Genomic DNA, 8351 nt, shown 5'->3' with positions numbered 1-8351 from the left:
GCACGCCGCTGTGGCCCGGGCTGCCGCCGGCGCCTCCGCCGGGAGCCCCCCGCGAACCCGGCCCGCGCCCCGGTTCTGAACCGTTCTACGTTCCGAACCCGGCGGTCATGCAGCCCACGGCGGTTCCGTACCCGTACGTCCCGCCACCGGTCCCGGCCGTCCCGAGCCCGTGAACACAGTCCCGACCACATGAGAGGTAACCGATGACAGCGAAGATCCGTGGAGACGCAGTGCGTCTCGGGGTGTTCCTCGCTGTGTGCCTGCTCGGTGTGTTCGGTCTGTTCGCGGTGTTCGGCCAGATGCGCTTCGGTGAGGAGACCAACCGGTACCGGGCCGAGTTCCTGAATGTCACCGGCCTGGAGACCAACGATTTCGTCCGGATCGCCGGGGTCGAGGTCGGCAAGGTCGACAAGGTGGAGATCCAGCCCGACACTACCGCGCTCGTCGAGTTCACCGCCGACGACTCGGTGGTGCTCACCGAGGGCAGCAGGGCGGTCATCCGGTACGACGATCTGATCGGCGGCCGCTATCTGGCTCTGGAGGAAGGCGCCGGCGGGACGCAGAAGCTCAACGCCGGGGACACCATCCCGCTGGCCCGGACCTCACCGGCGTTGGACCTCGATGCACTGATCGGCGGCTTCCGGCCGCTGTTCCAGGCGCTGGATCCCGACCAGATCAATGCGCTGTCCGGTCAGCTGATCACCGCCCTGCAGGGTCAGGGTGGCACCATCAACTCGTTCCTGGCGCAGACCGCCGCACTGACGAGCACGCTGGCCGACCGCGACCAGTTGATCGGCGAGGTCATCCTCAACCTGAACTCGGTGCTCGGTTCGCTCGGGGATCAGAGCGATCAGTTCGGCAAGGCGGTCAGCTCGCTCTCGGAACTGGTGGAGGCGCTCGAATCCCGCGGCGAGGAGATCAGCAGCGGGCTGGCCTACACCAACGCCGCTGCGGGCACCATCACCGATCTGCTGGCCGAGGCTCGACCGCCGCTGCAAAAGGTGGTCCAGGAGACCGATCGCACCGCCGGCATCGTCGTGGCCGATGCCGACTACTTCGACAACGTGATCAACACGCTGCCGGACGCCTACCAGGCCCTGGCGCGGCAGGGCATCTACGGTGACTTCTTCAGCTTCTATCTGTGCGACATCGTGCTCAAGCTCAACGGCAAGGGCGGACAACCGGTGTATGTCAAGGTGGCCGGCCAGGAGACGGGGAGGTGCGCACCGCGATGAAGCCATTCAGTGAGCGAAATCAGTTCGTCATCGGCGCCGTCGGTCTCGGGGCCACGGCGGCCATCGTGCTCGGGGCGACGAACTACGACAAGTTGCCGTTCATCGAGCAGGGCCGTGAGTACACCGCGAACTTCGCCGAGGCCGGTGGCCTGACCACCGATGCGGCCGTGCAGGTTTCGGGCTTCAAGGTCGGCCAGGTCAAGTCCATCGAGTTGGACGGACCGCAGGTTCTAGTGACGTTCACGGTGGACAAGGACATCCGACTCGGCGACCGGACCGAGGCGGCGATCAAGACCAAGGGGCTGCTGGGGACCAAGATCCTCGAGGTCGTCGCGCGCGGTGACGGCCGGCAGGACAGCACCATCCCCCTCGACCGCACCACCTCGCCCTACCAACTGCCCGATGCCCTCGGTGAGTTGGCGACCACCATCAGCGGGCTCGACACCGATCAGCTCTCCGAGTCGCTGCGGGTGCTCTCGGCGACGTTCGCCGACACGCCACCGCAGTTGCGGATCGCGGTCGAGGGTGTGGCCCGGTTCTCCGACACCCTCAACGAGCGTGACGCCGAGTTGCGCAACCTGCTCGGCAACGCGAACAAGGCCACCACGGTGCTGGCCGGACGCAGCGACCAGGTGGTCAGCCTGGTCGCCAACACGAACGCGCTGCTGGCCGAACTGCAGAATCAGAGTGCGGCACTGGATCAGATCTCCGGCAGCATCTCATCGCTCAGCGGCCAACTGCAGGGCTTCATCGGCGAGAACCGGGAAACCTTGCGGCCCGCGCTGGACAAGCTCAACGGGGTGCTGACGATCCTGGACAACCGGAAGGAACGCCTGCAGAAGTCGCTGAACCTGCTGAACCAGTACTCCATGTCCCTGGGGGAGTCGGTCTCGTCGGGACCGTTCTTCAAGAACTACATCGCAAACCTGCTGCCCGGGCAGTTCCTGCAGCCGTTCATGGACGTGGCCTTCTCGGATCTGGGTCTGGATCCGAACGTGCTGCTGCCGTCTCAGCGCAGCGATCCGCAGGTCGGCCAGCCCGGCACGCCCGCGATGCCGGTGCCGTTCCCGCGGACCGGGCAGGGCGGCGAACCCCGGATGACGATCCCTGATGCCATCACCGGCAATCCGGGCGATCAGGGCTGCGGCCCCGGCGGCCCGGGAGGCCTGCCTGCGCCCGGGCCCGCCGGTTGTTACCCGTACCGCGAGCCACCGCCCGCTCCACCGCCCGGCGGACCGCCACCGGGGCCGCCCGCGCCGGCACGACACGGAATGGGGTCCACCCCGGTCCCGACGCCGAACCCCGTCTACGTTCCGGCACCGGGTGAAGCACCTCCGCTGGCAGGAGGGACACCATGAGGAACACCCGGACCTGGGTTGCCGCTGTCCTGGTGCTGTTGCTGGTGGCGGGAGTCGCCATCCTGGTGCGCACCACCGACAAGGTGAACAGGATCAACGTCGAGGCGTACTTCGACAACAGCAACGGCATCTACGAGGGCGACGACGTCCGCATCCTCGGGGTGCCTGTCGGCAGCATCACCTCGATCGAACCCGAACCGGAGCGGGTGAAGATCTCGTTCTGGTACGACAGCCGCTACGACGTGCCCGCCGATGCGAGTGCCGCGATCCTGTCGCCGGCGCTGGTGACCTCGCGTGCCATCCAGTTGACGCCCGCCTACACCGGCGGCCCGGTGATGGCCGACAACACGGTGATTCCCCTCGAGCGGACCGCGGTTCCGGTCGAGTGGGATCAGGTGCGCCGGCAGCTGGAACGGCTCGGCGAGACGTTGCAGCCGACCGAACCCGGGGGCGTCAGTCCGCTGGGTTCGGTGATCAACACGACCGCCGACAACCTGCGCGGCCAGGGCGCGAACATCCGCGAGACGGTCATCAAGCTGTCGCAGGCGATCACGGCGCTCGGCGACAAGAGCACCGACATCTTCTCCACCATCAAGAACCTAGCGATCCTGGTGTCGGCACTGCAGGACAGCACGGACCTGATGCGTCAGCTCAACCAGAACCTGGCCTCGGTGACCGGGCTGCTCGCCGACGATCCCGGCGAAGTGGCCAGTGCGGTCCGGGATCTCGACGCCGTGGTCGGCGAGGTGCAGTCCTTTGTCGCCGACAACCGCGATGCGCTGGGCACCACTTCGGAGGAGCTGGCGGGTGTCACCACGGCGCTCAACGAGAGCCTGGACGACCTCACGCAGTTCCTTCACCTTGCGCCCAACACGTTCCAGAACTATGTGAACGTCTGGCAGCCCGCGCAGGGCGGCGCGAGCACCATACTGGCGGTCAACAACTTCGCCAACCCGATCCAGTTCCTCTGCGGTGCGGTGCAAGCCGCGTCCAGGCTGGGGGCGGAAGAGTCGGCCAAGCTGTGCGTGCAGTACCTCGCGCCGATCATGAAGAACCGGCAATACAACTTCCCGCCGCTGGGCCTCAACCAGCTCGTCGGTGCCAGCACACGGCCCAATGAGCTGACCTACAGCGAGGATTGGCTGCGTCCGGACTACATTCCGCCGCCTGGTTCACCGCCGCCGGCGGCACCGGTGCCACCGCCCGCGCCGGTGGCGGCCGGTGCCCCGCCGCTGGCAGCCGAGATGCCTGCGCCGACGAACCCGACCGACGGGTTGCACGGGATGATGGTCCCGACAGGAGCAGGTTCATGATGCCGGGCTCGCCGGTGAAAGGGGCCGCTGTCGCGGTGCTCTGCGTGGCGTTGGTGACGTCGGGCTGCGGGTGGCGCGGCCTGAACTCGATCCCGCTGCCGGGCACCGAGGGCGGCGGTCCGGGTTCGTTCACCATCCAAGCGCAGATGCCCGACGTCGACAACGTCGAACAGAACTCCCGGGTCCGTGTCGGTGACGTCAACGTCGGTACCGTCACCGAGATCGAGCGGCAGGGCTGGAACGCACTGGTGACGATGACGCTCGACGGCGATGTGGTGTTGCCGGCCAACGCAACCGCCAAGATCGGCCAGACCAGCCTGCTGGGCTCGCAGCACATCGAGTTGTCAGCGCCCTCCGACGTGCCGCCGCAGGACCGGCTCGAACAGGGCTCGCTGATCCCGCTCGAGAACGCGGGTGCGTTCCCCTCCACCGAGCAGGCGTTGGCCGCGGTCGCGTTGCTGCTCAACGGTGGCGGTCTCGGTAACATCCAGGACATCACCGAGGCGCTGAGCGTCGCCTTCACCGGTCGCGAGAACGATCTGCGCAGCCTGATCGAGCAACTTGACATCGCGGTCGGACACCTCGACGACCAGAAGAACGACATCATCACCACCTCGGAGAGCCTCAACAGCCTGGTCGGCCAGATCGCCGAGCAGAAACCGGTGGTCGACGAGGCGCTGCGGACCATCCCCGATGCGCTGGCGGTGCTGCGCGACCAACGCGACATGCTCTCCGAGACGCTGGTCCAGCTGGGTAGGTTCAGTGCGCTGGCAGCAGACTCGGTCAACCAGACCAGGGAAGCCCTCGTCCAGGAGCTCAGGGATCTCGGCCCGGTGCTGCAGTCGCTGGCCGATGCCGGGCCGGCGCTGACCCGGTCGCTGAGCTTCCTGCCGACGTTCCCCTTTCCGAAGGAGACGCTGACCAACTGGCTGCGCGGCGACTACGCCAACCTGTCGCTGATCGTCGACCTGACGCTGAGTCGGATCGACGCCAGCTTCTTCACCGGTACCCGGTGGGAGTGCAACCTGACGTGGCTGGAGCTGCAGTGGGGTCGCACGGTGGGACAGATGCCCAGCCCGTGCAACCACCACGTCCCGCCCCCGGGCGGCAACCCGTTGCTCGTGCCGTACCGCTGGGATCAGGGGCCATGACATGCGCGTGACAAGACAGATGCTGATCCAGCTGGCGATCTTCTCGGTGGTGGCCCTGACGGCGCTGGGAATCATGGTCTTCGGATACATGCGGCTGCCGGCGATGCTGGGCTTCGGCCAGTACAACGTGACCCTCGAGCTGCCCGAGACAGGTGGGCTGTACGAGCGCAGCAACGTCACCTACCGGGGCTCCCACGTGGGCATCGTGGAGAGCATCGGACTCACTGACACCGGTGTGGAGGCGCAGCTTTCGTTGAACTCGGACGTCGAGATCCCCGCTGATCTGGTGGCCGAGGTGCACAGCCGGTCGGCGGTCGGCGAGCTGTTCGTACAGCTGATGCCGCAGAGCAGTGACGGCCCCGAGTTGCGCGCCGGTGACGTGATCCCGCGGGACCGCGCGGCGGTGCCCGTCGACGTGAACACCGTGCTCGAACTCACCAACACCGGACTGCAGGCCATCCCACAGGACAACCTCCGAACGGTCGTCGACGAGGCGTACCTCGCGGTCGGCGGGCTCGGGCCCGAACTGCGCCGGCTGGTCAGCGGTTCCGCGACCTTGGCGATCGACGCCCGGGCGAACCTGGACTCGCTGACGACGGTGATCGACGACGTCCAGCCGGTCCTGGATTCCCAGACCACCACGTCGGGTTCGATCCAGGAGTGGGCGGCGAACCTGGCAAATGTCACCGGTCAGCTGCAGAGCCAGGACGGCGCGGTGTCGGGCATCCTCAGCAAGGGACCCGGCGCGGCCGAGGAGGTGCGGGCGTTGTTCGACCAGCTGCAACCCACGCTGCCGATCGTGCTCGCCAACCTGGCCAGCGTCGGCGAGGTCGCCGTCACCTACCAGCCCAATCTGGAGCAACTGCTGGTGCTGCTTCCGCAGGGCACGGCGGTCACCCAGGGAGTCGGAGTGGCGAAGAACGGGACCAAGCAGGACTACATGGGTGACTACCTCACCTTGAATCTCAACCTCAACATCCCGCCACCGTGCAACACCGGCTTCCTGCCCATCCAGCAGCAGCGGGCACCGACCTTCGAGGACTATCCGAACAGGCCGGCGGGCGACGTGTACTGCCGCGTCCCGCAGGACGGGCCGTTCAACGTCCGCGGTGCCCGCAACATCCCGTGTGTCACGGTGCCGGGCAAACGCGCGCCCACCGCGAAGATGTGCGAAAGCGATGAGAACTACGTGCCGTTGAACGACGGATACAACTGGAAGGGCGACCCGAACGCCACGATCTCCGGGCAGGCCGTGCCCCAGTTGCCGCCAGGCTCACCACCTGCAGAAGCGCTCCCGCCACCGGCTCCGGGGCCGCCTGCATTGGCAGCCGCCGAATATGATCCGGCGAGCGGCACGTACGTTGGACCGGACGGACGTGTCTACACACAGTCCAACCTGGCCCGGAGTGCCGCAGAGGAGCAAACATGGCAGACGATGCTGCTGCCCCCGAAGGGGAACTGACGAAGGCGACCCCGGAGTCCGGCTCCGTAGATCCGGAGTCGGAGGCGGTCGAGCCGGCCGCCGCCGAGGAAGAGACGACGGGCACCGACGACGAGGTGGCTCCCGCCCGCCGGCCGATGTCGCACGTCAAGGTGGCGTTGATCGCGGGCATCGCCGGGGTGGTGGCGCTGGCAGGTCTGACGGGCTGGCTGGGGTACCGGGCGTACGAGTCGAGTCAGGCCGAGGCGCAACGCAACCTGTTCCTACAGGTGGGACGCCAAGGCGCGCTGAACCTCACCACGATCAACCACGAGACCGCCGAAGCCGACGTCCAGCGCATCCTCGACTCGGCGACGGGCACCTTCTACGACGACTTCCAGCAGCGCGCGCAGCCCTTCGTCGAGGTGGTCAAGCAGGCGCAGTCGAAGTCCGAGGGCACCATCGCCGAGGCGGGTCTGGAGTCCTCGAGCGAGAGCGGGGCCCAGGTTCTCGTCGCCGTGACGGTGCAGACGACCAACGCCGGTGCACCCGAACAGGAACCGCGGGCATGGCGGATGCGACTGCTGGTAGAGCAGGTCAGCGACGAAGCCAAGGTGTCCAACGTGGAGTTCGTACCGTGAGCACAGACAAGACCGACAAGACGACCACGACCGGGGAGGACGACGCTGCCTTGGCTGCCAAGACCGATGCCGAGGTGGCGGCCGAGTTCGCGGCTGCCGAGGACGCCGAGACCACCACCGAGGTCGTCGACACCGACACCGAAACCGACGCTGGGAAGCCCGACGAGACCGACGCCGAGTACCCCGACGGCCCGGCCGACGCCGCGGCCGCACCCGAGGCGCCGAAGCGTGGCGTCCAGTGGACGCGTGTTGTCGCGTACGCGCTGCTGCCGGCGTTGGTGCTGGTGCTTGCCCTCGGCGCTGGATACCTCAAGTGGCGGGACAACTCGATCCGCAACAGCCAGGTGGCGGCCGCGACATCGGTCCAGGCCGCCAGGGACACCACGATCGCGCTGCTGTCGTACGCACCCGACACCGTCGAGGAACAACTCGGGGCTGCAAGGGATCTGCTCACCGGAGAGTTCCGCGACTCCTACACCTCACTGACGAACGACGTGGTGATCCCCGGCGCCAAAGAGCAGCAGATCTCGGCGGTGGCGTCGGTTCCCGCCGCGGCCTCGGTCTCGGCGACGCCGAACGAAGCCGTGGTGCTGGTGTTCGTCAACCAGACGGTGATCGTCGGGCAGGACGCCCCCACCGACACCGCGTCGAGTGTGCGGGTGACGCTGGAGAAGGTCGACGACCGCTGGCTGATCTCGAGTTTCGACCCGGTGTAGCAGCCAGGCGCCCTGGGAGTCATGACGGTCCGCCGCCTCGCCCCGGTCGACGCACAGACGTACTGGATGTCGGCCACCATCCCGAACGACCAGTTCCTGCTGTACGGCTTCGGCGCAGATTCGTGCGGGGTGGACCGCGCGGTGCGGGAGATCCGCGAAAGGGCGCAGGGCTGCGCGGAACTGGGACTGCGCATCCGCGACGACCGGTCCTGGCACTACCCGACATGGGCGTCGCGCGAGGTGGGGACCGACCAGTTCGTGGTGCACGAACTGGCCGAACGTACCTGGGAGGCTTGCCTCGCCGCTGTGACGGCGTTGGTCGACCAACAACTCGATCCGCGAACGATGACTTGGCGACTGCACGTCTTCGGTGACATCGAGGGAATGCCCGGCGCGCACCGGGCCACGGTGGCGGTGCTCCAGATCTGCCACGCGCTGGCCGACGGTGTCCGGTCCTCGGCGCTGGCGGGTCACCTGTTCGGCCGTGCCGGCCGCGGGCCGGGCGCGGTGGGGTCGC

General features: G+C 67.6%; 7 protein-coding genes and 1 pseudogene. All 8 read left to right on the top strand.

What is annotated here, in order from left to right:
• Positions 1 to 203: 203 nt before the first annotated feature.
• Positions 204 to 1235 (top strand): virulence factor Mce family protein, encoded by a 1032-nt coding sequence (locus tag WA944_RS10300; RefSeq protein WP_526611329.1) that lies wholly within the window; start codon positions 204 to 206, stop codon positions 1233 to 1235.
• Positions 1232 to 2593 (top strand): MCE family protein, encoded by a 1362-nt coding sequence (locus tag WA944_RS10295; protein WP_526374617.1) that lies wholly within the window; start codon positions 1232 to 1234, stop codon positions 2591 to 2593. The genes WA944_RS10300 and WA944_RS10295 overlap by 4 nt, the downstream gene beginning before the upstream one ends.
• Positions 2590 to 3906, top strand: coding sequence for an MCE family protein (locus WA944_RS10290; RefSeq protein WP_526374619.1), 1317 nt, complete (start codon positions 2590 to 2592; stop codon positions 3904 to 3906). Before WA944_RS10295 ends, WA944_RS10290 begins: the two co-directional genes overlap by 4 nt.
• Complete coding sequence (locus WA944_RS10285; protein ID WP_526374621.1) at positions 3903 to 5057, top strand: MCE family protein; 1155 nt, start codon at positions 3903 to 3905, stop codon at positions 5055 to 5057. The genes WA944_RS10290 and WA944_RS10285 overlap by 4 nt, the downstream gene beginning before the upstream one ends.
• Before the next feature lies 1 nt (position 5058).
• Complete coding sequence (locus tag WA944_RS10280; protein ID WP_526611327.1) at positions 5059 to 6519, top strand: MCE family protein; 1461 nt, start codon at positions 5059 to 5061, stop codon at positions 6517 to 6519.
• Positions 6483 to 7118 carry an Rv1363c family protein gene (locus WA944_RS10275; protein WP_526370999.1) on the top strand — a complete coding sequence of 212 codons (636 nt, stop codon included), beginning with the start codon at positions 6483 to 6485 and terminating at the stop codon, positions 7116 to 7118. The genes WA944_RS10280 and WA944_RS10275 overlap by 37 nt, the downstream gene beginning before the upstream one ends.
• Positions 7115 to 7834 (top strand): Rv1363c family protein, encoded by a 720-nt coding sequence (locus WA944_RS10270; protein WP_526371000.1) that lies wholly within the window; start codon positions 7115 to 7117, stop codon positions 7832 to 7834. The genes WA944_RS10275 and WA944_RS10270 overlap by 4 nt, the downstream gene beginning before the upstream one ends.
• A 21-nt stretch (positions 7835 to 7855) precedes the next feature.
• Positions 7856 to 8351: pseudogene (locus WA944_RS10265) on the top strand (DUF1298 domain-containing protein); the annotation flags it as partial.

This window comes from Mycobacterium sp., from assembly GCF_049683355.1.
GTDB lineage: Bacteria > Actinomycetota > Actinomycetes > Mycobacteriales > Mycobacteriaceae > Mycobacterium.
The sequence above is the reverse complement of the archived record's forward strand: the minus strand, read 5'-3'. Positions and strand labels throughout refer to the sequence as shown.

Coding starts and splice junctions, on each gene's coding strand:
- WA944_RS10275 (WP_526370999.1), top strand. CDS start 6,483: ATGGCAGACGATGCTGCTGCCCCCGAAGGGGAACTGACGAAGGCGACC.
- WA944_RS10300 (WP_526611329.1), top strand. CDS start 204: ATGACAGCGAAGATCCGTGGAGACGCAGTGCGTCTCGGGGTGTTCCTC.
- WA944_RS10290 (WP_526374619.1), top strand. CDS start 2,590: ATGAGGAACACCCGGACCTGGGTTGCCGCTGTCCTGGTGCTGTTGCTG.
- WA944_RS10295 (WP_526374617.1), top strand. CDS start 1,232: ATGAAGCCATTCAGTGAGCGAAATCAGTTCGTCATCGGCGCCGTCGGT.
- WA944_RS10285 (WP_526374621.1), top strand. CDS start 3,903: ATGATGCCGGGCTCGCCGGTGAAAGGGGCCGCTGTCGCGGTGCTCTGC.
- WA944_RS10280 (WP_526611327.1), top strand. CDS start 5,059: ATGCGCGTGACAAGACAGATGCTGATCCAGCTGGCGATCTTCTCGGTG.